Annotated in this window: 20 protein-coding genes; 8 read left to right on the top strand and 12 right to left on the bottom strand. The window is 62.7% G+C overall.

Annotated features, from left to right (window positions below; genetic code table 11):
• Positions 1–45 precede the first annotated feature (45 nt).
• From ilvD to DTP52_RS06275, 3 genes are all read right to left on the bottom strand, one after another.
• Complete coding sequence (gene ilvD / locus DTP52_RS06285; RefSeq protein WP_109752447.1) at positions 46–1,887, bottom strand: dihydroxy-acid dehydratase; 1,842 nt, start codon at positions 1,885–1,887, stop codon at positions 46–48.
• Between the two features lie 408 nt (positions 1,888–2,295).
• Positions 2,296–3,492, bottom strand: coding sequence for a class I SAM-dependent rRNA methyltransferase (locus DTP52_RS06280; protein WP_109752446.1), 1,197 nt, complete (start codon positions 3,490–3,492; stop codon positions 2,296–2,298).
• 290 nt (positions 3,493–3,782) lie between these two features.
• Entirely contained in the window at positions 3,783–4,322 is a 540-nt protein-coding gene (locus DTP52_RS06275) for a type 1 glutamine amidotransferase domain-containing protein (protein ID WP_109752444.1), read from the bottom strand.
• 233 nt (positions 4,323–4,555) lie between these two features.
• Between DTP52_RS06275 and DTP52_RS06270 the strand changes: the two genes are divergently transcribed.
• From DTP52_RS06270 to DTP52_RS06260, 3 genes are read left to right on the top strand one after another with little or no spacing between them, the layout of a single operon-like run.
• Positions 4,556–5,371, top strand: coding sequence for an HDOD domain-containing protein (locus DTP52_RS06270; protein WP_162893932.1), 816 nt, complete (start codon positions 4,556–4,558; stop codon positions 5,369–5,371).
• Between the two features lie 30 nt (positions 5,372–5,401).
• Positions 5,402–6,214: a bifunctional DNA-formamidopyrimidine glycosylase/DNA-(apurinic or apyrimidinic site) lyase gene (mutM, locus tag DTP52_RS06265; RefSeq protein ID WP_003206537.1), complete on the top strand. Its 813-nt coding sequence runs from the start codon at positions 5,402–5,404 to the stop codon at positions 6,212–6,214.
• 57 nt (positions 6,215–6,271) lie between these two features.
• Positions 6,272–6,592 carry a multidrug transporter gene (locus DTP52_RS06260; RefSeq protein ID WP_109752440.1) on the top strand — a complete coding sequence of 107 codons (321 nt, stop codon included), beginning with the start codon at positions 6,272–6,274 and terminating at the stop codon, positions 6,590–6,592.
• Between the two features lie 162 nt (positions 6,593–6,754).
• On the opposite strand, the gene DTP52_RS06255 is transcribed toward DTP52_RS06260, so the two are convergent.
• From DTP52_RS06255 to DTP52_RS06235, 5 genes are all read right to left on the bottom strand, one after another.
• Positions 6,755–7,006 carry a YfhL family 4Fe-4S dicluster ferredoxin gene (locus DTP52_RS06255; RefSeq protein ID WP_003206534.1) on the bottom strand — a complete coding sequence of 84 codons (252 nt, stop codon included), beginning with the start codon at positions 7,004–7,006 and terminating at the stop codon, positions 6,755–6,757.
• 136 nt (positions 7,007–7,142) lie between these two features.
• Complete coding sequence (gene coaD / locus DTP52_RS06250) at positions 7,143–7,622, bottom strand: pantetheine-phosphate adenylyltransferase (protein ID WP_109752438.1); 480 nt, start codon at positions 7,620–7,622, stop codon at positions 7,143–7,145.
• A gap of 115 nt (positions 7,623–7,737) precedes the next feature.
• Positions 7,738–9,333, bottom strand: coding sequence for a GMC family oxidoreductase (locus DTP52_RS06245; RefSeq protein WP_109752436.1), 1,596 nt, complete (start codon positions 9,331–9,333; stop codon positions 7,738–7,740).
• 149 nt (positions 9,334–9,482) lie between these two features.
• Complete coding sequence (locus DTP52_RS06240) at positions 9,483–10,028, bottom strand: twin-arginine translocation pathway signal protein (RefSeq protein ID WP_109752434.1); 546 nt, start codon at positions 10,026–10,028, stop codon at positions 9,483–9,485.
• Between the two features lie 27 nt (positions 10,029–10,055).
• Positions 10,056–11,486, bottom strand: coding sequence for a coniferyl aldehyde dehydrogenase (locus tag DTP52_RS06235; RefSeq protein ID WP_109752432.1), 1,431 nt, complete (start codon positions 11,484–11,486; stop codon positions 10,056–10,058).
• Between the two features lie 148 nt (positions 11,487–11,634).
• On the opposite strand from DTP52_RS06235, the gene DTP52_RS06230 reads away from it, so the two are divergent.
• Positions 11,635–12,306: a TetR/AcrR family transcriptional regulator gene (locus DTP52_RS06230; RefSeq protein ID WP_109752430.1), complete on the top strand. Its 672-nt coding sequence runs from the start codon at positions 11,635–11,637 to the stop codon at positions 12,304–12,306.
• Between the two features lie 32 nt (positions 12,307–12,338).
• The gene (locus DTP52_RS06225) at positions 12,339–13,193 is read left to right on the top strand and encodes a sulfurtransferase (RefSeq protein ID WP_109752428.1); all 855 of its coding nucleotides are present in this window, start codon (positions 12,339–12,341) and stop codon (positions 13,191–13,193) included.
• 274 nt (positions 13,194–13,467) lie between these two features.
• Here the strand turns inward: DTP52_RS06225 and DTP52_RS06220 are convergent, their stop codons facing one another.
• From DTP52_RS06220 to DTP52_RS06205, 4 genes are read right to left on the bottom strand one after another with little or no spacing between them, the layout of a single operon-like run.
• Complete coding sequence (locus DTP52_RS06220) at positions 13,468–14,466, bottom strand: hydrolase (RefSeq protein WP_109752949.1); 999 nt, start codon at positions 14,464–14,466, stop codon at positions 13,468–13,470.
• Between the two features lie 31 nt (positions 14,467–14,497).
• A complete protein-coding gene (rsmD, locus tag DTP52_RS06215; protein WP_109752426.1) occupies positions 14,498–15,109 on the bottom strand; it encodes a 16S rRNA (guanine(966)-N(2))-methyltransferase RsmD in 612 nt (203 codons plus the stop codon).
• On the bottom strand, positions 15,109–16,599 hold the full coding sequence (locus DTP52_RS06210) for a pitrilysin family protein (protein WP_109752424.1): 1,491 nt from the start codon (positions 16,597–16,599) through the stop codon (positions 15,109–15,111). Before DTP52_RS06210 ends, rsmD begins: the two co-directional genes overlap by 1 nt.
• Positions 16,592–17,947: a pitrilysin family protein gene (locus DTP52_RS06205; protein ID WP_109752422.1), complete on the bottom strand. Its 1,356-nt coding sequence runs from the start codon at positions 17,945–17,947 to the stop codon at positions 16,592–16,594. The genes DTP52_RS06210 and DTP52_RS06205 overlap by 8 nt, the downstream gene beginning before the upstream one ends.
• Before the next feature lie 344 nt (positions 17,948–18,291).
• Here DTP52_RS06205 and ftsY point away from each other — a divergent pair, with 344 nt between their 5' ends.
• The 3 genes from ftsY to ftsX are packed head-to-tail and all read left to right on the top strand — an operon-like array spanning position 18,292 to position 21,394.
• Positions 18,292–19,707 (top strand): signal recognition particle-docking protein FtsY, encoded by a 1,416-nt coding sequence (ftsY, locus tag DTP52_RS06195; RefSeq protein WP_109752420.1) that lies wholly within the window; start codon positions 18,292–18,294, stop codon positions 19,705–19,707.
• The gene (gene ftsE, locus DTP52_RS06190) at positions 19,704–20,375 is read left to right on the top strand and encodes a cell division ATP-binding protein FtsE (RefSeq protein ID WP_003177474.1); all 672 of its coding nucleotides are present in this window, start codon (positions 19,704–19,706) and stop codon (positions 20,373–20,375) included. The genes ftsY and ftsE overlap by 4 nt, the downstream gene beginning before the upstream one ends.
• Positions 20,372–21,394 (top strand): permease-like cell division protein FtsX, encoded by a 1,023-nt coding sequence (gene ftsX, locus DTP52_RS06185; RefSeq protein ID WP_109752418.1) that lies wholly within the window; start codon positions 20,372–20,374, stop codon positions 21,392–21,394. The genes ftsE and ftsX overlap by 4 nt, the downstream gene beginning before the upstream one ends.
• Positions 21,395–21,464: the final 70 nt, after the last annotated feature.

Genomic DNA, 21,464 nt, shown 5'->3' with positions numbered 1-21,464 from the left:
AATGCCCCGCACTTGGCGGGGCATTTTTATTGCGGCTAACGACGCTTACAGGCCGTCGAGCATCGCCTTGTTCCGCACCGCGCCCTTGTCGGCGCTGGTGGCGAGCAGGGCGTAGGCCTTGAGCGCGGTGGTGACTTTGCGCGGACGCACTTCCACCGGCTTCCAGCCTTTGTTGTCCTGTTCGACGCGGCGACCGGCCAGTTCTTCGTCGCTGATCAACAGGTTGATCGAGCGGTTCGGAATGTCGATCAGGACCTTGTCGCCATCGCGCACCAGGCCGATGGCACCTCCAGCCGCCGCTTCCGGCGAGGCGTGGCCGATGGACAGGCCCGAGGTGCCGCCAGAGAACCGGCCGTCGGTCAGCAGGGCGCAGGCTTTGCCCAGGCCCTTGGACTTCAGGTAGGAGGTTGGGTAGAGCATTTCCTGCATGCCCGGGCCGCCTTTCGGACCTTCGTAGCGAATGATCACGATGTCGCCGGCCTTCACTTCGTCGGCGAGGATGCCGCGCACGGCACTGTCCTGGCTTTCGAAAATCTTCGCGTTGCCTTCGAACACATGGATCGACTCGTCGACGCCGGCGGTCTTCACCACGCAGCCGTCCAGGGCGATGTTGCCGTACAGCACGGCCAGGCCGCCTTCCTTGGAGTAGGCGTGCTCGACACTGCGGATGCAGCCGTTTTCACGGTCGTCGTCCAGGGTTTCCCAACGGGTCGACTGGCTGAACGCGGTTTGCGTCGGAATGCCTGCCGGGCCGGCCTTGAAGAAGTGATGCACGGCTTCGTCGGTGGTCTGGGTGATATCCCACTTGGCGATGGCCTCGGCCATGGTCTTGCTGTGCACGGTCGGCAGGTCGGTGTGCAACAGGCCGCCACGGGCCAGGGAGCCGAGGATGCTGAAGATCCCACCGGCACGGTGCACGTCTTCCATGTGGTACTTCTGGATGTTCGGCGCGACCTTGCACAGTTGCGGCACGTGACGGGACAGGCGGTCGATGTCGCGCAGGTCGAAATCGATCTCGGCTTCCTGAGCCGCCGCGAGCAAGTGCAGGATGGTGTTGGTGGAACCGCCCATGGCGATGTCCAGGGTCATTGCATTTTCGAACGCCTTGAAGTTGGCGATGTTGCGCGGCAGCACCGACTCGTCGTTCTCACCGTAGTAGCGTTTGCACAGCTCGACGATGGTCCGGCCGGCCTGCAGGAACAGCTGTTCGCGGTCGCTGTGGGTGGCCAGTGTCGAACCGTTGCCCGGCAGGGCCAGGCCCAGGGCTTCGGTCAGGCAGTTCATCGAGTTGGCGGTGAACATGCCGGAGCACGAGCCGCAGGTCGGGCAGGCGCTGCGCTCGTACTCGGCAACCTTCTCGTCAGAGGCGCTGGAGTCGGCGGCGATGACCATGGCATCGACCAGGTCCAGGCCATGGCTGGCGAGCTTGGTCTTGCCGGCTTCCATCGGGCCGCCGGAGACGAATATCACCGGGATGTTCAGGCGCAGGGCGGCCATGAGCATGCCTGGGGTGATCTTGTCGCAGTTGGAAATGCACACGATGGCGTCGGCGCAGTGGGCGTTGACCATGTATTCCACGGAGTCGGCGATGATCTCGCGGCTCGGCAGCGAATAGAGCATGCCGTCGTGGCCCATGGCGATGCCGTCGTCCACGGCGATGGTGTTGAATTCCTTGGCAACGCCGCCGGCGCGTTCGATTTCCCGGGCGACCAATTGGCCCAGGTCCTTGAGGTGGACGTGGCCCGGTACGAACTGGGTGAAGGAGTTGGCAATGGCGATGATCGGCTTCTTGAAGTCGTCATCCTTCATCCCCGTGGCGCGCCACAAGGCACGGGCGCCGGCCATGTTGCGGCCATGGGTGGATGTTTTCGAGCGGTAATCAGGCATGGAGCACTCCGGGCGGCTAATCAGATATCAAAGGGGAAGTGAGCTTCTGTCGACGTCTGGAGCACCCGGGTTTGGCCGTGTGTCCGGAAGTGGCCGATGACTTTGCAGGATCACTGCGCGCCTCAGCATGAGCTCATAAACCCGCCGGGGATGAATGGCGATGAATGTCGCGATTCTACACCGCTGGCGCCAGGATGAAATGACGCAAAGCGCTGATCGGACGCCAATGTCGCGCTTGGGATGACGACTGGCAGGGTTCAGCCGACCAACAACCCGCTGTTACGCTGTCGGACCAGGGTGACTTGCAAGGTGGGGACTGATCGGACACGCGAAAAAAAATCGCAGCCAAGGCTGCGATCAGGTTGCCAGCCGGGGGGCTCAGCGCTACGGCACTGGCCCCGCCCGGCCTTAGCTGTTGGGCAACAACCGGCAGGTAATGCTCTTGATGTAGCGGGTTTCGGCGATGGCCGGGTGTACCGGATGGTCCGGCCCCTGGCCGCCGCGCTCGAGCAGTTGGATGTTGCGGTCCAGATGGCGGGCGCTGGTCAGCAGGATGTTTTGCAGGTCGTCTTCGGGCAGGTGCATCGAGCACGACGCGCTGACCAGGATGCCGTCCTTGCTGAGCAGGCGCATGGCTTGCTCATTGAGGCGGCGATAGGCGCCTTCGCCGTTCTTCAGGTCCTTCTTGCGCTTGATGAAGGCCGGTGGGTCGGCCACGATCACGTCGAAACGCTCTTCGCTGGCCTTGAGCTCCTTCAGGGCCTCGAACACATCGCCTTCGATGCAGGTCAGTTTCTCGGCAAAGCCGTTCAACGCGGCGTTGCGCTCGACGCCATCGAGGGCAAAGGCCGAGGCATCGACGCAGAACACTTCACTGGCGCCGAACGCTGCGGCTTGCACGCCCCAGCCGCCGATATAGCTGAACAGGTCCAGTACGCGCTTGCCCTTGGCATAGGGTGCCAGGCGTGCGCGGTTCATGCGGTGGTCGTAGAACCAGCCGGTTTTCTGGCCTTCCATGACCGGCGCTTCGAACTTCACGCCGTTCTCTTCCAGGGCGACCCATTCCGGCACCAGGCCGAACACGGTCTCGACGTAGCGGTTCAGGCCTTCGGCATCGCGGGCGGCGGAGTCGTTCTTGAACAGGATGCCGCTGGGCTTGAGCACCTGGGTCAGGGCGGCGATCACGTCGTCCCTGTGGGCTTCCATGGTGGCGGAGGCGATCTGCACCACCAGGATATCGCCGAAACGGTCGACCACCAGGCCCGGCAGCAGGTCGGAATCGCCGTAGACCAGGCGATAGAACGGCTTGTCGAACAGGCGTTCGCGCAACGACAGCGCTACGTTGAGGCGATGCACCAGCAGGGATTTGTCCAGCGGCAGCTTCACGTCACGGGACAACAGGCGGGCGCAGATCAGGTTGTTGGGGCTCATCGCGACGATGCCCAGCGGCTTGCCACCGGCGGCCTCGAGGATGGCCTGGTCGCCGGCCTTGAAGCCGTGCAGAGGGGTGGCCGCTACATCGATTTCGTTACTGTAGACCCACAGGTGGCCGGCGCGCAGGCGACGGTCGGCGTTGGCTTTGAGGCGCAGGCTAGGCAGGGACATGACGTCGCTCCGGAAAAAAGAGCGGGAGTATACCGTGTTGAAGTGTACGGCGGGTTTGAAGGGCGATGAAACGTGGGCGCACGCCCTGTCGGCAAGCCGAACACGGAACCTGTGGCGAGGGGATTTATCCCCGCTGGGCTGCGAAGCAGCCCTAAAACCTGGGAACGCGATGCATTAGCCTGACCGAGCCAGCTATTTTGGGGACCGCTTCGCGCTCCAGCGGGGATAAATCCCCTCGCCACAGGTACATCGTGTCCCCGGCTCGACAGTTTGGCAGTGGCCTCGAGTTATCAAGCGGACAACGCGCTGAGCAACTCGCGGTTGAATGCCGGGATGTCATCGGGCTGGCGGCTGCTGATCAACGTGCCGTCCTTGACCACTTCCCGGTCGACCCAGTTCGCGCCAGCATTGACCAGGTCATCCTTGAGGGTCTTGTAGCTGGTCATGGTCTTGCCCTTGACCAGCCCGCTCGACACCAGCAGCCAGCCGCCATGGCAGATCACCGCAATGGGCTTGCCTGCCAACTCGAAGCCCTTGACCAGTTTCTGTGCGTCGGGGTCGATGCGGATGGTGTCGGAGTTCTGCACGCCACCGGGCAGCACCACGGCGTCGTACTGCTCGACATTGGCGGCCTTGAAGGTCAGGTCAATCGGGAAGTCGTCGGCCGGCTGGTCATGGTTCCAACCCTTGACCTGGCCTTCACGGGCCGAAACGATGTCCACTTTGACGCCGGCCTGTTCCAGCGCCTGCTGGGGGCCTGTCAGTTCGGCTTGTTCAAAACCGTCGGTCACCAGGATGGCGACACGTTTGCTGTTCAGGGAGCCTGGCATGAATAAATCTCCTCAAGCTGAGTGACTGGACTGCCGACTCAAGCCTGTAGGCAGGCTTGGCTGTCGGCCCTGTAAAGTCCGAAGCCGATGCCTGGATGAAAGTTCCGCCGATCTACCCGGCGGTGTATCGGATCCATCTTTAAGGGTTAGAATCCCCACCTGACCCAGAGTGTGTACTCATGTCCCAAGAACTTTCCGCCGAACAGATCCAACAGTCCCTGCAAGGGATCAGTGTGCCGCCCCAGCCGCAGATCATGGTGGATCTGCAGATGGAACAGTACATGCCCGACCCGGACCTGGAGACCATCGCCAAGTTGATCTCCCAGGATCCGGGCCTCTCGGGGGCCTTGCTCAAGATCGTCAACTCGCCGTATTACGGCCTGCGCAACAAGATCACCTCGATCCAGCGTGCGGTGAACCTGTTGGGCAGCCGTTCGATCATCAACCTGATCAATGCGCAGTCGATCAAGGGCGAGCTGCACGACGACGCCATCGTCACCCTGAATCGCTTCTGGGATACCGCCCAGGACGTGGCGATGACCAGCCTGACCCTGGCCAAGCGGGTCGGCCTGGAGAATGGCGACGAAGCCTATGCGTTGGGCTTGTTCCACGACTGCGGCGTACCGCTGATGCTCAAGCAGTTCCCCAACTACATGGGCGTGTTGGAAGAGGCCTACGCCAATGCCAGCGCCGAATGCCGGGTGGTGGACACCGAGAACCGCGTGTTCAACACCAACCATGCTGTGGTCGGTTACTACACCTCCAAGTCCTGGCGCCTGCCGGATCACGTCAGCCAGGCCATCGCCAACCACCACAACGCCCTGGCGATCTTCAGCGACGAGTCTTCACGCAATAACAGCCAGCTGAAAAACCTGCTGGCGATCCTGAAAATGTCCGAGAATATCTGTGCGTCCCATCGGGTGCTCGGCAATCAGGCCGAAGACCATGAGTGGGCGTGTGTCGGGCCGTTGGTGCTCGATTACATCGGTTTGTCGGAATACGACTTCCAGACCCAGAAACAGGAAATTCGCGACCTCGCCTCTCGTTGAGTGCGCAGCTTCGCCTGACTCGAGAACCTCATGCCAGAACTGCCGGAAGTCGAAACCACCCGTCGCGGAATCGCCCCCCATCTTGAAGGCCAGCGGGTCAGCCGCGTGGTGGTCCGCGACCGTCGCCTGCGCTGGCCGATTCCGGAAGACCTCGATGTGCGGCTCTCGGGCCAGCGCATCGTGCAGGTGGAGCGGCGGGCCAAGTACCTGTTGATCAATGCCGAGGTCGGCACGTTGATCAGCCATCTGGGCATGTCCGGCAACCTGCGGTTGGTGGAGGTGGGCATGCCTGCCGCCAAGCACGAGCACGTGGACATCGAGCTGGAGTCCGGCCTGGCCCTGCGCTACACCGACCCTCGACGCTTTGGCGCGATGCTCTGGAGCCTCGACCCGTTCAATCACGAATTATTGATTCGCCTTGGTCCCGAGCCGTTGACCGACTTGTTCGATGGCGAACGGTTGTTCCAGCTCTCGCGGGGGCGCTCCATGGCGGTCAAGCCGTTCATCATGGACAACGCGGTGGTGGTGGGCGTGGGCAATATCTACGCGACCGAGGCGCTGTTCGCCGCCGGGATCGACCCGCGCCGGGCCGCCGGAGGCATTTCCCGGGCGCGTTACCTGAAGCTGGCGATCGAGATCAAGCGCATCCTCGCCCATGCCATCGAGCGCGGTGGCACTACGTTGCGGGACTTCATCGGTGGAGACGGCCAGCCCGGCTATTTCCAGCAGGAGCTGTTCGTCTACGGTCGGGGCGGGGAGCTGTGCAAGGTCTGTGGCACGGGGCTGCGGGAGATTCGCCTGGGCCAGCGTGCCAGCGTCTGGTGTCCGCGCTGCCAGAGCTGATTCGTCCTACGGTCTATAGTCAGTAGTCATACTGCTGCTAAGCCGAAGGACCGCCCCATGAATCTGTTTCGACCTGTCGTTCTTGCGCTGCTGCTGAGTGTCGGTTTGCCTGTCCTGGCGAACAGCGGCAGCGGCGACCCGCGCTACACCATCCAGAACCCGCCGGCCTTTGCCATGATCGGCGACCTGCTGATCGCTCGTCCGTTGCTGCTCGTCGCCACGGTGATTGGAACCGGGGCATTTGTGGTGTCCCTGCCGTTTACCGCGTTGGGCGGCGGGGTTGGAGATGCGGGGAAAGCGCTGGTGGTGGACCCGGCGAAGGCTACGTTCGTGCGGTGCCTGGGGTGTGTGGGGGAGGGATTCGAGCGGCAGGAGTGAGGCAGGCTGTTGGATCTTGGGTGCTGCTGATGGCCCCTTCGCGAGCAAGCCCGCTCCCACAAGGGATTTGCTTAGGACACAAATACTGTGGACATAGCCGATCCCTGTGGGAGCGGGCTTGCTCGCGAAGAGGCCCGCACGAGCGCTACAGAATTTTCTGGCTCAAGCCTTGCCAGTGATCTTGCGATATTTCGCCATCAACTGTTCTTCAGTTTCCGGATGGGCTTCATCCAGCGGGATGCAATCCACCGGGCAAACCTGCTGGCACTGCGGTTCGTCGTAGTGGCCGACGCACTGGGTGCACAAGTTCGGGTCGATGACGTAGATCTCCTCGCCTTGGGAAATGGCCTCGTTCGGGCATTCGGGTTCGCAGACGTCGCAATTGATGCAGTCGTCGGTGATGATCAGGGACATGCGGGCTCCTGCCGGGGCGTTGAGCCCGGGCATCTGAAAACGTATGGGCGCAATTGTGCCGCATTGGCGAGCGCAGTGCACGCGGGCGCGATGGACTGCGCTGTGCCGGGCTGCGAAGCGAGTCGCAGCCCGCGGGTCATTTCTTGAAGCGCAGGGTCAGCGCATCGGCCACGGCCGGGTGGACGAACTTGCTGATGTCACCACCCAACGCCGCAATTTCCCGTACCAGCGTCGAGGAAATGAAGGAGTAGCGCTCCGACGGCGTCAGGAACAGGCTCTCGACGTCCGGTGCCAACTGGCGGTTCATGTTGGCCAGTTGGAACTCGTACTCGAAGTCCGAGACCGCACGCAGGCCGCGCAGGAACACGTTGGCGTTCTTTTCCTTGGCAAAGTGCGCCAAAAGCGTCGAGAAGCCGACCACTTCCACGTTAGGCAGGTGCTTGGTGACCTCGCGGGCCAGTTCCACACGTTGTTCCAGCGGGAACAGTGGGTTTTTCTTCGGGCTGGCGGCGACGGCAATGATTACGTGGTCGAACAGGCGCGCGGCGCGTTCGACCAGATCGCCATGGCCCTTGGTAATAGGGTCGAAGGTACCTGGGTACAACACTCGGTTCATCGCGTCGTCCTGGCGGGAGTCCGTTGGGGAGTCGGATGGTATCGCAGCCTTCTCGGTCGGCCAAGTCGGCTGTTGCGTAAGAAAGCACTATAGACGCTGCGAATAATCCGGATAGTCATGGGTTTTTCAGGCGTTCGGCCAGGGCCGTCGCCAATTGCGCGGTCAGCCCGTACACCGATAATTGTGGGTTGGCGCCGATGCTGGTGGGGAACAACGAGCCGTCATGGATCGACAGGTTGGCCAGTTGGTGATGGCGGCCCAGGCTGTCGGCGACGGCGCTTTTCGGGTCTTCACCCATGGCGCAGCCACCCATCACGTGGGCACTGCCCAGGCGCGTGCGGTACAAGGCCAGGTCGAGCCCGTCGATCAGCGTGCGGGCTTCGGCCAGGGTCTTTACGTAGCGAGCATCGCTGTGCAAGGGCATGACGGTCTTGGCGCCGCCGGCAAACTGGATCTCGGCCATGCTATGGAAGGCCCGACGCAAGCCATCCCAGGCATACGGTGAAACGGAGTAGTCGAGCACCGGCGTGCCATCGCTGCGCAACTCGACGCTGCCGCCTGGGCTATCCGGATGAAAACCGTCGCGCAACAGCGCCAGCATGGCGTGGGTATGGGGCAGCCGGGACATGTGCAAGGCGTTCTCGGGGCCGTAACCGCCCAATAGTGTGGCGGCGAGGGCCGGGTGCAAGGGCGGGACTTCGAGCTTGTAGGACATTTTGCCGGTGGTTCCGTCCTGCCATTGGAAATGATCCGAATAAATCGATTGCGGCGCACCGTAGAACGGGTTGATGACCTCGTCGAATTGCCCGGCGGACATGTTCACTAAGTGCAGGAACGTGCGCTTGCCCAAGCGTTCATGCGGGTCCGGCGCATCGGAGCGCAACAGCAGGCCCGGGCTGTTGATGCCGCCGCCCGCCAGCACGTAATGCCGCGCCTTGACGGTGATGCGCCGCCCGGTCGGTGCTACGCAACGTTCGTCCATGGCTTGGCACTCGAGGCCGATGACGGCATCGTTTTTGATCGTCAGGCGCTCGGCTCGCGCCAGGTAAAGCAGCGCGCCACCCTTGTCCAGCGTGGCCGGGATGGTGGTGACCAGCATCGACTGCTTGGCGTTGGTCGGGCAGCCCATGCCGCAATAGCCCAGGTTCCAGCAACCGCGTACGTTGCGTGGGATAACGTGCCAGGCGTAGCCCAATTGTTCACAGCCTTTGCGGATCACGTCGTTGTTGGCGTTGGGCGGAACGAGCCACGGTGCCACGCCCAGGCGTTGTTCCATCTGCTCGAACCAGGGCGCCATCTCGGCGGGGCCGTGGCCCTTGACGTTGTGCTCGGCAGCCCAGTGGTCGAGGGTCTGGTCGGGCGTGCGGAAGCTGGAGGTCCAATTGATCAGCGTCGTGCCACCGACGGCACGGCCCTGGAGAATGGTGATAGCACCGTCCTTGCTCATGCGCCCGAGGCCTTCCTGATACAGGCTGCCATAGGCCTGGTCTTCGAGCAGCTTGAAGTCATGGCTGGTCTTGAGTGGACCTTCCTCGATCAGCAATACCCGGTAGCCGGCGGCGCTGAGGATTTCCGCCGTGGTGCCGCCACCGGCACCGCTACCGACGATTGCCACGTCCGCTTCCAGGCTCAGGTCCTGGGTCAACTGCGCGCCGTTGTAGGTGGTCCAGCCACGGGCCAGGCCTTCGCGGAAGGGATCGGGGACGGACATGTTTGGGGCCTCTTATTGTTATAAGTTTAGCGATGAAGATCCCTGTGGGAGCGAGCCTGCTCGCGATGGCGTCGGATCAGTTGCGTCTGTATTGACTGACACACCGCAATCGCGAGCAGGCTCGCTCCCACAGGGTTTGGATGTGACTGTTAAACCGTTGGCGGCCCTGGATACCCGCAATGCGCCCAGGCCTCGGGGCGGCTGTACCAGGCCATCATTACCAGTTGCAGCAACGAACTGTGGCCTTGGCGCAGCAGGTCCAGCGAACTGTTTTCCCACCGCCCGAGGAACTGGCGGATGGCGTCGCTGCTGGCGTTTTCCCACGAAACCCAGACCCCGGTCAGTGGCCCGCGGGTGATGCCCAGCGTGAGCACGTCGAACAGCTGGTGCGTGAGCTTGAGCATCGCGGGGGACAAGTGAGCCAGGCCGCTGTCCAGGCTTCGCAGGGTCGCGTCAGTGGCGGTTGGGATTTGTCCGACGGCCACTGCGCCGTCCAGCAGCACGGGGATGATGCTGCGTAAAAATGGCAGGTCGCTGTCGCGCAGGACCGTCAGGCCGTTGGCCGGTTGGCTTGGCGAACAACCGCTCAGGCTGGCGCCCAGGCCGACAGTGGTCAGGAAGGCGCTGGCGCCGAGGCTGAATTTCAGCAGGCCGCGTCGTGACAGCGTGGGTGTATCGATGAGGCTTGGGTTCATTATTGTTATTACCCGGGAAGAGACGCGTCAGCGGACAAACAGCTTCTGGATCAGTTTCTGCAAAGGCTTGCCGTAGGGTGGATAAATCAGCTTCGCCGCGTTGAATCGCTGCTTGGTCAGCACACCCTTGGCCTTGCTGAAGGTCAGGAAGCCCTCATGCCCGTGGTAATGCCCCATTCCCGAGGGGCCGATGCCGCCGAACGGCATGTCGTCCTGGGCGACGTGCAGCAGCGTGTCGTTCAGGCAGACACCGCCGGAATGGGTTTCGTGGAGCACGCGATGCTGTTCGGCCTTGTTGTAGCCGAAGTAATAGAGCGCCAGCGGGCGAGGTCGCTGATTGATGTAGGCGAACGCCTGGTCCAGATGTTCATAGGGCACGATGGGCAGCAGCGGGCCGAAGATTTCATCCTGCATCACGGTCATGTCGTCGCTGACGTTGAGCAACAGACTGTGGGCCATGCGCCGCCCTTGGCCTTGCTCGAACAGCTCGATCAGCAGCGCGCCCTTGCTGGTGGCGTCGCTGATGTATCCGTTGAGCCGCGCCAGCTGTCGTTCGTTGATGATTGCGGTGTAGTCCGGGTTGTCCGTCAGGGTCGGATAAAACCCGCGAACCGCCTTGCGATAGGCCTCGACGAATTCGCCGACGCGGCTCTGTGGCACCAGCACGTAATCCGGGGCGACACAGGTTTGCCCGGCATTCAGGGTCTTGCCGAAGGCGATGCGTTCGGCGGCGTCCTTGAGAGGTACATCGACCGACACGATGGCCGGCGATTTCCCACCCAGCTCGAGGGTGACCGGGGTCAGGTTTTCGGCAGCGGCGCGCATGACATGCTTACCGATGCTGGTGGCACCGGTGAACAACAGGTGGTCGAAGGGCAGCTTGGAAAACGCCATGCCGATCTCGGCCTCGCCAAGCACCACGCATACCAGGTCCTGGGGGAACACCCGGGCCAGCAATTGCTTGAGCAGCAGGCCGGTCGCCGGTGTCGACTCGCTGAGCTTGAGCATCACCCGGTTGCCCGCCGCCAACGCCCCTACCAGCGGCCCGATGGCCAGGAATAGCGGGTAGTTCCACGGCACGATGACCCCGACCACACCCAACGGCTGATACACCACCTTGGCTGACGCCGGTTGGAAGGCCATGCCGACCTTGCGCCGGGAGGGCTTCATCCAACCCCGGAGATGCCGGCTGGCGTAATGGATGCCATGCAGGCTCGGCATCAGCTCGGCCAGCAGTGTTTCGTCGGCGCTGCGGTGGCTGAAATCCTGGCTGATGGCATCGATCAAGGCTTGGCGTTCGTTGCTCAACACCTCGCGCAAAGCCTTGAGCCATTGTCGGCGCTGTTCGGCCGGTGGCATCGGATGGGCGGCATAGGCCTGGCGCTGGGCATCGAAGAGCGACCGCAGCTCGTCCAGTTGTTGTTGAGACTCGTGCAGGTAGGCAATGTCGGCGGGCATCGTCGGGCACCGGATATTATTAGAGTGGGTGTTTTCTAGAGCTTATACTCTAGAAAGTCAATGGCATCCGTGACGGCTGTGGGTTTTTCCTGTGACCGATAGGTCGTAAGATGCCGATCAATGCCTTCGTCGAATTAAAGCCCAAACCATGGCCCCACGAATGAAAACCAGCGAGCGCATCGTGCAAAACAGCCTCGAGCTGTTCAACCAGCAGGGCGAGCGCAGCGTCAGCACCAACCACATCGCCGCCCACATGGACATGTCCCCAGGCAACCTCTACTACCACTTCCCCAACAAGCAGGCGATCATTGCCGTGTTGTTCAGTGAATACGAGAACCTGGTGGACAGTTTCCTGCGCCCGCCCCAGGGCCGTGCGGCCACGGTGGAGGACAAGCGTTTCTACCTGCAGGAGCTGCTGTCGGCCATGTGGCGCTATCGTTTCCTGCACCGGGACCTGGAGCATTTGCTCGACAGTGATCCGGACCTCGCGGCGCGCTATCGACGGTTTTCCCAGCGCAGCCTGATCCACGGCACCGCTATCTATGAAGGCTTCGTTGCCGCCGGCATCCTGAAGATGGACCGGGTGCAGATCGAGTCCCTGACCCTCAATGCCTGGATCATCCTCACGTCCTGGGTGCGGTTTCTGTGCACCACGCGGGAAAATTTCAGCCACCTGAGTGAGCAGGCCATCAAGCGCGGCGTCTATCAGGTCCTGGTGCTGGAAGCCGGTTTCGTGACCGACCAGGCGCGCGACGCGGTGGATGCGCTGTTCAAAGAATTCTACGTCCCCCTGGCCCAGACCCTGGAGGAAGGGCAGTAGGACCGATCCCGACTTAGCCACAGGAGTTCACCATGCCCATTGCGCAACTCATCAGTCCTCAAGCCCTCGAACAGCGGCGATCACAGCCCGGGCTGGTCATCCTCGATTGCCGTTTTGCCCTGGAAGACCCGGATTACGGTCAGCGCAGTTATGCCGAGGGGCACATTGCCGGTGCGTCGTTCGCGGACCTTGAGCGCGACCTGAGCGGGTCGGTGACCAAAGGCGTGACCGGGCGTCATCCGCTGCCGGAGCCCGGGGCCTTGATAGAGCGATTCAAGGCCTGGGGGATCGATAACGATAGCGATGTCGTGCTGTATGACGACGGTCCCGGTGCCTATGCCGCGCGGGCCTGGTGGTTGCTGGTGTGGCTGGGCAAGCGCGATGGCGTGTACATCCTCGATGGCGGGCTCAAGGCCTGGCACGCCGCCGGCTTGCCTTTGAGCCTGGATCCGCCGCAGAACCATCGCGGGAATCTCAGCGGTGCGCCGGATGCGAGCCTGCTACTCAGTGCCCAAGCACTGCAACAACGCCTCGGCCAATCGGAAATGACCCTGCTCGATGCCCGGGCGCTGCCGCGTTTCAAAGGTGAAGTCGAGCCGATCGACCCGGTGGCTGGACATATCCCGGGCGCCCAGTGCGCTGCGTTCACCGACAACCTGGGCGCCGATGGCCGCTTCTTGCCGGCCGACCAGCTCAAGCAGCGCTTCGCCGAAAAACTGGGTGAGCGCTCGCCCACCGAGCTGGTGGCCTATTGCGGCTCCGGCGTGACGGCGTGTCATAACCTGTTTGCCTTGTGCCTGGCAGGGTATCCCTTGGGGAAACTGTACGCTGGCTCGTGGAGTGAATGGATCAACGATCCCCAGCGGGGCGTGGCGACGGGCGAATAAGCTCACACCCCAAACCCCTGTGGGAGCGAGCCTGCTCGCGATGACGGTATGTCAGTCAACCTCAATGTCGCTGATCCACCGCTATCGCGAGCAGGCTCGCTCCCACTGGGGATTCTTGGTGAACACCCATTTCGCGAACACCCCGGAAAAAATTGTGGGAGCGAGCCTGCTCGCGATGCGGTGGATCAGTCAACATCAATGCCGCTGATCCACTGCTATCGCGAGCGAGCTCGCTCCCACAAGGGATTTGTTTGGGCTGTAAATCTTGCCATGGTCAGCCACGCCCCAGGCTGGCCAGCCAATCGGGAATCCGCCGCTCCAGGTAGTACGCCGGGCGCCGCAGGGTCCCGTCGACAAACCCAACATGCCCGCCCTGGGCGTGAAGTTCGAGCCGGGTCGAGGCGGATAACTCGTCCGGTTCGGGCAGGCTGTGGGGGAATACAAAAGGATCGTCGGCGGCCTGGATGACCAGGGTCGGCGTGCTGATCCCCGCCATGAAATAACGGCTGGAGGCGCGACGGTAGTAGTCCGCCGCATCGGAGAACCCGTGCAGCGGCGCCGTCACTCGGCCGTCAAAATCCCAGAACGTGCGCATGTTCTCCAGCGGGCCAAGCGCCGCCAGGGTCGCCAGGCCTTCGTGGCGTCCGTCGTGCTGGAACTGGCGTTGCTTGCTGCGCACATAGGCCACCAACTGCCGCATGAAATGCGCCTGGTAGAACTTGGAAAATCCCTGGCCGATGCGATCGGCGCACTGGTCCAGGCGAAACGGTACCGAGACCGCCACTGCTCCTTGCAACTGGCTGTCGCGGCCGGTTTCCCCCAGGTGCTTGAGCAACACATTGCCGCCCAATGAATAACCCACGGCAAACAGTGGTGCCAAGGGCCGTCGGGTGCGCAAATGGGCGATGGCGGCGGCCAGGTCTTCGCTGACGCCCGAGTGGTAGCTGCGGGGCAGCAGGTTCGGTTCGCCCGAGCAGCCACGCCAGTTCAAGGCCGCACTGGCCCAGCCCTGGCGGCCAAGGGCCTGTTGCAACCCGGCCACGTAAGGTGAGTTGGAAGAGCCGGTCAGCCCGTGCAGCACCAGCACCAGTGGTGCCTCGGCGCTGTGGGGGCCGTGCCAGTCGAGGTCGAGGAAATCACCGTCTTCCAGCCACAGGCGCTCGCGTTGGCGATCGATGTGAGTGGTCTTGCGCCATAACGGGCCCCACAGGGTTTGCAGGTGCGGGTTGCCAAGGCCCGGGGCGGGGACGAAACGTTCGGATGCGGCGGACATCATTCTTGTTCTCGATGCACTGGTCAGCCGTTCAGCCAATGTCCTTTGCCAAACGCTGCCACAACGCGTAATACACCCGTCCGGATTTCTGCTCGCGATGCAAGCGCCAATTGCCCGGCAAGCCCAGGGTGGACGGGGCAGTCTCGCTTTCAGTGTAGACCCAGGCATCGTCGGCCAGCCACTGACGTTCCTCGAGCAGGGTGCAGACCGTCGGCAACAGATTCTGGTTGAACGGTGGGTCCAGGAACACCAGGTCGAAAGGCGTCGCCGGCTGGCTGTCCAGGTAGCACAGTGCGTCGGCGGTCTGCACCTGGCCTACGGTACAGCGCAGGGTGCCCAGGTGTTCTTTCAGGCTGGAGACTGCCAGGTTGCTGGCGTCCAGCGCCTGGCCCATGGCGGCGCCACGGGACAGCGCTTCGAGAAACAGCGCGCCGCTGCCAGCGAACGGGTCGAGCACCCGGGCACCGGCCACATAGGGGGCGAGCCAGTTGAACAGGGTTTCCCGCACGCGGTCGGGAGTGGGGCGCAGGCCCGGGGCGTCCGGGAAACTCAGGCGCCGGCTGCGCCATTCGCCGCCGATGATGCGCAACTGGTTCACACCGTTGTGCACGGGTTTCTTGCTTGAATTCGATGGACGGGCCATTAGTGCTCCGGAACCCCGAGCGGCTGCTCGGCAGGTTTGTCAGTGGGGGGCGGCAGCGGCTTTTGCGGCACGCTCGGGCCAGCGGTGACGATGACCATCTTGTCGGTGCTCAGGTGCTTGTTCAGTGCGGCCTTGACCTGCTCGACCGTCAGTTCCTGGGACTGGCGCATGAAGTCTTCCAGGTAGCTCAGCGGCAAATCATAGAAACCCATGGCTCCGAGCTGGCCGACGATGTCGGCATTGCTGGCGGTGGACAGCGGGAAGCTGCCCGCCAACTCACGCTTGGCGTCATCGAGTTCTTTTTGGGTGGGACCGTTCTTGAGGTAGTCGGCGAATACGTCCTGCACCAGTTTCAAGGTGCCTTCGCTCATTTCGGCACGGGTCTGCAGGTTGATCATGAACGGGCCGCGGGCCTGCATCGCCGTGAAACCGGAGTACACGCCGTAGGTCAGGCCGCGCTTTTCCCGCACCTCGGTCATCAGCCGCGTGCCGAAACCACCGCCGCCGAGGATCTGGTTGCCCAGGGACACTGCGGCATAGTCCGGGTCGTCGCGGTCGATGCCTAACTGTGCGAGCATCAGGTTGGTCTGCTTGGACGGGAATTCGATGTGGCCGATGCTCGCCTTCGGCTCCACCGGTGGCGGGGTTTTCGCCAGGGCCGGGCCTTTGGGCAGTGCGGCGGAGACCTGGCTGGCCACTGTTTCGGCTTCGGCACGGGACAAATCCCCCACCAGCGCAATCACGGCGTTGCCGGCGGCATAGGCCTTGGCGTGGAACGCCCGGGCCTGGGCCAGGGTGATCGGGGGAATGCTGTCGGCGGTGCCATCGCTGGAGTGGGCATAAGGATGCTCGCCATACAGGCGCTTCATCAGTTCCAGGCCGGCCAGTTTGCCCGGGTTCTGCTTCTGGTATTCGAAACCGTCGAGCATCTGGTTCTTGATTCGGGCGAAGGAGTCGGCGGGGAAGGTTGGCTTGCCGACGACTTCGGCGAACAGCTTCAGCGCCGGTTCACGCTTGTCGGCTGCGCTGAGGCTGCGCAGGGATGCCACGGCCATGTCCCGGTAGGCGCCGTTGCCGAAGTCCGCGCCGAGGCTTTCGAAGCCTTGGGCAATGGCACTGACGTCCTTGCCGGCCACGCCTTCGTTGAGCATGGCGTTGGTCAGCAGCGCGAGGCCGGGGGCGTCGCCGTCCTGGCTGCTGCCGGCGGCGAAGGTCAGGCGCAGGTCGAACATTGGCAGCTCCCGGGCTTCGACGAACAGCACCTTGGCGCCGTCAGCGGTTTTCCAGGTTTGCACATCGAGCTGGCGCCGACTGGGCGCCTTGTCGTTCAGTTCGAGCAAAGATTGCAGTTTGTTGCCGGACTTGGCCTTGTCCAATGCCTGGCTGGCGTTGGAACTGCTCGAAGGCGACAGGTAAAAGGCCAGCGCGCCGACCAGGGCGATCGATACCAGGCCGATCAGCACCCGGCGCGATGATTGACGCTCACTCATGAGCTTTCTCCTCGGGCAGGACATGCGCAACGCTCAGGCGCGAGCGGGTGAAATACAACTGGGCTGCCTTCTGGATGTCTTGTGGGGTCACGCTTTGCAGTTCGGCGAGTTCGCTGTCCATCAGCTTCCAGGACAGGCCGACGGTCTCCAACTGGCCAATGGCGGTGGCCTGGCTGGTGATCGAGTCGCGTTCATACACCAGGCCAGCGATGACCTGGGCGCGCACGCGTTCCAGTTCGTCGGCGGTCGGGGCAGTGGTTTTCAACTGCTCGAGCAAGCGCCACAGGCCCGCTTCGGCCTGGGCGAGGGTTTTGTTTTTCTGCGTGTTGGGCGTCGCCGACAACGTGAACAGCGAGTCGCCGCGGGTGAAGGCGTCGTAGCTTGACGAGCCGCCGGACACCAGCTCTTCGCCGCGCTCCAGTTGGGTCGGGATGCGGCCGCTGTAACCGCCGTCCAACAGGGCCGAGATCAGCCGCAGTGCGTTGACCGAACCCTTGTCTTTCGCGGTGGCGATGCTCGGTACATTGAAGGCCAGCATCACGCTGGGGAGTTGGGTCTGCACATGCAAGGTGATCTGGCGCTCGCCGGGTTCGGCCAGCTCCAGGGGGATTTTCGCCACTGGCACCGCGCGCCGGGCGATCGGGCCGAAATAACGCTGGGCCAGGGACTTGACCTCGTCTGGCGTCACGTCGCCGACCACCACCAGGGTCGCGTTGTTCGGGGTGTACCAGGATTCGTACCAGTGGCGCAGCTCCTCGACGGTCATCCGGTCCAGGTCGGCCATCCAGCCGATGGTCGGCGTGTGATAGCCGCTGGCCGGGTAGGCCATGGCCTTGAAGCGTTCGTAGGCCTTGGACATGGGTTTGTCGTCGGTGCGCATGCGGCGCTCTTCCTTGATTACCTCGATCTCGCGGCTGAACTCCTCCGGCGGCAGGCGCAGGTTGGCCATGCGGTCGGCTTCCAGTTCGAAGGCCACGCCCAGGCGATCGCGGGCCAGCACCTGGTAGTAGGCGGTGAAGTCATCGCTGGTGAAGGCGTTCTCTTCGGCACCGAGGTCGCGCAGGATCAGCGACGCTTCACCGGGGCCGACTTTTTCACTGCCCTTGAACATCATGTGCTCGAGGGCGTGGGACAAACCGGTCTGGCCTGGCGTTTCGTAGCTGGAACCAACCTTGTACCAGACCTGGGACACCACCACCGGCGCGCGATGGTCTTCGCGCACGACGACCTTCAGGCCGTTGTCGAGGGTGAATTCATGGGTGGGTTGTGGGTCGGCAGCCAAGGCTGAAAAGGGCAGACAAACTGTGCTGAGCAGCAGGCCTGCGGCGCGGCGGGCAAGAGCATTCATTCGTGTTTAAACCTGTTGGGTTGCCCGCTTGGCCTTAGCCTCAGCGGGCGAGGAGGTGCTAGGATACTGATCCGTTTTACTGGCGGCCACGCCTATCGGGTCTTTTATCGACCCCTGGCTGTTTGGGTTCCTCGGAGAAGCCTCGGGATTGCCTGTTGATCCCGGCGTTTTCGCCGATGATGCCGTACCAGTCCTTCGAAAAAATCGACTTTGAGGTGTCCTCGGGACGCTTCGACAAAATGTTGCGCGTGAACAAGCTGGATGAAACGCAGTCTGTTCAGCATTGAATATTTATCACCGAGGCGCCTTCGTGGCGCGTCGCTACCGTGAGATAGCCGTCCTCCATGTTTGGTTCCAACGACGACAAGAAGACCCCAGCTGAGGCTGGCGAGAAAAAAGGCCTGTTCGGATGGCTGCGCAAGAAGCCGCAGGAAACCGTCGTCGAGCAGCCACAAGCGCTGGCTGAGCCCGCCGCCGAGGCAGTGGCCGAAGAGGCCGCGCCCATTGTCCTGCCGATTGCCGAGCCGGTGCTGCAACCGGTCGAGCCTGAACCTGAACTCGCGCCTGAACCGGTGACCGAACAGCCGCTCACCCCGCCTGCCGGGCACACCCCCTGGCTGACCTTGCCAGTGGCCGAAGAGCCGGTTGCGCTGGTCGAAGACGCGCAGGCCCCCCACGTCACCCCGCCGATTCCGGCCCCGACACAGGCTGTCGAGGCGCCAGTCGTCGAGCCGACGGTCGCAGCCATTGTGCCTGTGGTTACGCCCGCTGCGCCTGAGCCGCAACCGCCTGCTCCAGCCGAGCCCGTCCGTGCTGCCGAGGAAAGCAAGGTTGGCTTCTTCGCCCGTCTCAAGCAGGGCCTGTCCAAGACCAGCGCCAGCATCGGCGAAGGCATGGCCAGCCTGTTCCTGGGCAAGAAAGTCATCGATGACGAATTGCTCGAAGACATCGAGACCCGCCTGCTGACCGCCGATGTCGGTGTCGAGGCCACCTCGGTGATCATCCAGAGCCTGACCCAGAAGGTCGCGCGTAAACAGCTGACCGACGCCGATGCGCTGTATAAGTCCCTGCAAGGTGAGCTGACCAGCCTGCTCCAACCGGTGGAAAAGCCGCTGGTGATTGCCTCGCAGAACAAGCCGTTCGTGATCCTGGTCGTCGGCGTCAACGGTGCCGGCAAGACCACCACCATCGGCAAACTGGCCAAGAAGCTGCAGCTCGAAGGCAAGAAAGTCATGCTCGCCGCCGGCGACACCTTCCGCGCCGCCGCGGTCGAACAGCTGCAAGTGTGGGGCGAACGCAACAAGATCCCGGTGATCGCCCAGCACACCGGCGCCGACTCCGCTTCGGTGATCTTCGACGCCGTGCAAGCGGCCAAGGCCCGTGGCATCGATGTGCTGATCGCCGACACGGCCGGTCGCCTGCACACCAAAGACAACCTGATGGAAGAACTGAAGAAGGTTCGCCGGGTGATCGGCAAGCTCGACGCCGACGCACCCCACGAAGTGTTGCTGGTGCTGGACGCCGGTACCGGCCAGAACGCCATCAACCAGGCCAAGCAGTTCAACCAGACTGTCGAACTGACCGGGCTGGCCCTGACCAAACTCGACGGCACCGCCAAGGGCGGGGTCATTTTCGCCCTGGCCAAGCAGTTTGGCCTGCCAATTCGCTACATTGGCGTGGGTGAAGGCATCGACGATTTGCGCACTTTTGAAGCCGAGCCCTTTGTCCAGGCGCTGTTTGCCGAGCGGGAGCATTCATGATTCGTTTCGAACAGGTCGGTAAACGCTATCCGAACGGTCACGTCGGCTTGCATGAGCTGAGCTTTCGGGTCCGTCGCGGCGAGTTTCTGTTTGTCACCGGCCATTCCGGCGCCGGTAAAAGCACCTTGCTGCGCCTGCTGCTGGCGATGGAGCGGCCCTCCACCGGCAAACTGCTGCTGGCCGGCCAGGACCTGAGCACCATCAGCAATGCCCAGATTCCCTACCTGCGCCGGCAGATCGGCGTGGTATTCCAGAATCACCAGTTGCTGTTCGATCGCACCGTGTTCAACAACGTGGCGTTGCCATTGCAGATCCTGGGCCTGTCCAAGGCCGAGATCATCAAGCGCGTGGACTCGGCCCTGGAGCGTGTGGCCCTGTCGGACAAGACCGACCTGTACCCGGGCGACCTGTCCACCGGCCAGCAACAGCGCGTAGGCATCGCCCGCGCCATCGTCCATCGGCCGGCCTTGCTGCTGGCGGACGAACCCACCGGTAACCTCGACCCGCGCCTGGCGGCGGAGATCATGGGCGTATTCGAAGACATCAACCGCCTGGGCACCAGTGTGCTGATCGCCAGTCACGACCTGGCGTTGATCGCGCGCATGCGTCACCGCATGCTTACCTTGCAGCGCGGTCGATTGATCGGTGACGGGGAGGCTGGCGTATGAGTGCGACTCGCAGCCCGAAAGTGGCCGAACGCGTAGCCCCGAAAGCTTCCGATCCGCAGCCGCAGAAGAAAAAACGCGACGATGACGACGGCCCGGACTTCGCCACGCTGCTGCGCGCCTGGATCGAAAGCCATCGCGCCAGCCTGCTGGACAGCCTGCGGCGCCTGGGCAAGCAGCCCATTGGCAGCTTCTTTACCTGCATGGTGATGGCGGTGGCCCTGAGCCTGCCCATGGGCCTGTCATTATTGCTCAGTAATGTGGAGCGCCTGGGCGGTTCCTGGCAGCGTGCGGCGCAGATTTCCCTGTACCTGCAGATGGACGCGAGTCCCGGCGAAGGCCAGGCGTTGCGTGAGCAGATCAAGGCCATGCCGGGCGTGGCCGATGCCGAATACATCGGACGCGAACAGGCGCTTGAAGAATTCCAGCAGCAGTCCGGCCTGGGCGAAGCCCTCAAGGAACTGCCGGAGAACCCGCTGCCGGGCGTGGTGCTGGTGACGCCGAACGAGGTCGACAAGTCGACTCTTGAAGCATTAAGACAAAGACTTTCCGAGTTGCCGAAGGTACAACAGGCGCAACTTGATCTAGTCTGGGTCGAGCGTCTTGCGGCGATCCTCAAGCTCGGCGACCGGTTTGTCTTCGGTCTGACGGTGCTGCTGGTTTCTGCATTACTTTTGGTGATAGGCAATACCATTCGTCTTCATATTGAAAACCGCCGCACCGAGATAGAAGTGATTAAACTCGTCGGCGGTACGGACAGTTATGTACGCAGGCCCTTCCTTTATATGGGCGCGTTGTATGGCTTCGGTGCCGGGATTCTGTCCTGGGGTGTATTGGCGTTCGGCCTGGATTGGCTGAATGACGCGGTAGTGGGGCTGGCCGGTTTGTACGGCAGTGATTTTTCGCTGGCCGGAGTGCCAGTCGCCGACGGTCTGTCGCTCTTGCTTGGCGCGGTGCTGTTGGGTTATATCGGTGCATGGATTGCGGTAGCACGCCACTTGCGTGAGCTTGCGCCAAAATAGGTTTTTTGCGCGTATTGACCTTTCAGTTTTTGTGGGAACTTGTCCTATGGTTCCCGGTCAATTTTCGCAG

It is taken from the genome of Pseudomonas sp. 43mfcvi1.1 (genome assembly GCF_900115935.1).
GTDB lineage: Bacteria > Pseudomonadota > Gammaproteobacteria > Pseudomonadales > Pseudomonadaceae > Aquipseudomonas > Aquipseudomonas bijieensis.
The sequence above is the reverse complement of the archived record's forward strand: the minus strand, read 5'-3'. Positions and strand labels throughout refer to the sequence as shown.